Genomic DNA, 1,617 nt, shown 5'->3' on the forward strand with positions numbered 1-1,617 from the left:
ATCGCCGACGCCGAGGACATGTTCACCAGCGTGCCCCCGCCCTTCAGGTAGGGGTGCGCGGCGCGGGCCCCGAGGGTGACGCCGAGGCAGTTGACGTCGAGAAGCTGCGCCACGGCTGCCGGATCGGCGACCGCCAGCGGGCCGTCGATGATGACGCCGGCATTGTTGTCCACGACATCGATACCGCCGGCCACCTGCGCGAACTCCGCGAGGGCGGTGTCCCAGGAGGAGGCCGAGCGGACGTCGAGAAGCCCCGTGACGGCCCCCGGCAGGTCGACGGGGCGGATGTCGTAGGCACCGACGGTCCAGCCCTCGGCGAGGAATCGCTCGGCGACGGCGCGGCCGATCCCGGTGGCTGCCCCCGTGATGAAGATGTTTGGCATAGGTTGAAGCGTATGACGTTCCTCGCAGCCCGGCACGCACAGTCGCTCTGGTCCGGCATGCCGGTGTCGGAACGCAGGGCGGTCATGCTCCGTTTCCATGACCTCGTCCTCGACCGGCAGACCGACCTGCTGGACACGATCCAGCTGGAGTCCGGTAAGTCCCGTTCCGACGCCTTCGACGAGGTGCTCGACGTGGCGGTGACCGCCCGCCACTACGCCTACCGCGCCGCGCGTCTGCTGCGGCCGACCCGCGCGAAGGGGGCCCTGCCGGTGGTCACGTCCACGCGGGTGGAACGCGCCCCGAAGGGCGTGGTGGGCATCATCGCACCGTGGAACTACCCCCTCACGCTGGCGGTGTCCGACGCGGTCCCGGCGCTGCTCGCCGGCAACGCGGTCGTGCTCAAGCCGGATGAGAAGACCACCGGCACCGCCCGCCTGGCACTCGAACTTCTCGAGGCCGCCGGACTCCCCGAAAACGTCCTGCAGATCCTGGCGGGCGGCGCCGAGGCGGGCCAGCAGGTCGTCGCGGAATGCGACTACCTCATGTTCACCGGTTCCACGGCCGTGGGCCGTAAGCTCGCGGCGCAGGCCGGGCAGCGGCTCATCGGCTTCTCCGCGGAGCTGGGCGGCAAGAACCCGCTCATCGTGCTGGAGTCGGCCGACATCGAACGGGCGGCGCGCGGCGCGGTCAAGGCGTGCTTCTCCAACGCCGGCCAGCTGTGCATCTCGGTGGAGCGGATCTACGTCCACGATGCGGTCGCCGAGGAGTTCACGGAGCGCTTCGTCGCCCTGACGAAGCAGCTGCGCCTCGGCCAGTCCTGGACCGACGACATCGGGCACCTCGTCTCCGGGGAGCACCTCCAGCGCGTCGCGTCGTTCGTCAGCTCCGCCGTGGCCTCCGGCGCCCGGGTGCTCACCGGCGGCACACACGACGGGCTGTACTACTCCCCCACCGTGCTTGTCGACGTCCCCCACCACGCCGACCTCTACGCCGCCGAGGTGTTCGGCCCGGTCGTCTACCTCGAGACTTTTTCAACAGTTGATGAAGCCGTGACCAGGGCCAATGACTCCACATACGGGCTCAACGCCTCCGTGTGGGGTGCCGTGCGGGAGGCCCGTACCGTCGCCTCCCGGCTGGAGTCCGGCACCGTCAACATCAACGAGGGCTTCGCCGCCGCCTGGGGATCCGTCGACGCCCCGATGGGCGGCTGGAAGCAGTCGGGCGTGGGACGTC

At 70.1% G+C, this 1,617-nt stretch carries 2 protein-coding genes; one reads left to right on the plus strand and one right to left on the minus strand.

Going from position 1 to position 1,617, the window contains the following annotated elements; translation table 11 throughout:
• A partial coding sequence (locus tag GXZ33_RS03395; protein ID WP_291339437.1) for an SDR family NAD(P)-dependent oxidoreductase occupies positions 1-383 on the minus strand: 383 nt, incomplete at its 3' end.
• A 12-nt stretch (positions 384-395) separates the two neighbouring features.
• On the opposite strand from GXZ33_RS03395, the gene GXZ33_RS03400 reads away from it, so the two are divergent.
• Positions 396-1,617, plus strand: a 1,222-nt coding sequence (locus GXZ33_RS03400) for a succinic semialdehyde dehydrogenase (protein WP_291339438.1), incomplete at its 3' end; no start/stop codon positions are given.

This window comes from Corynebacterium sp. (assembly GCF_012838985.1).
Classification (GTDB): Bacteria; Actinomycetota; Actinomycetes; order Mycobacteriales; family Mycobacteriaceae; genus Corynebacterium.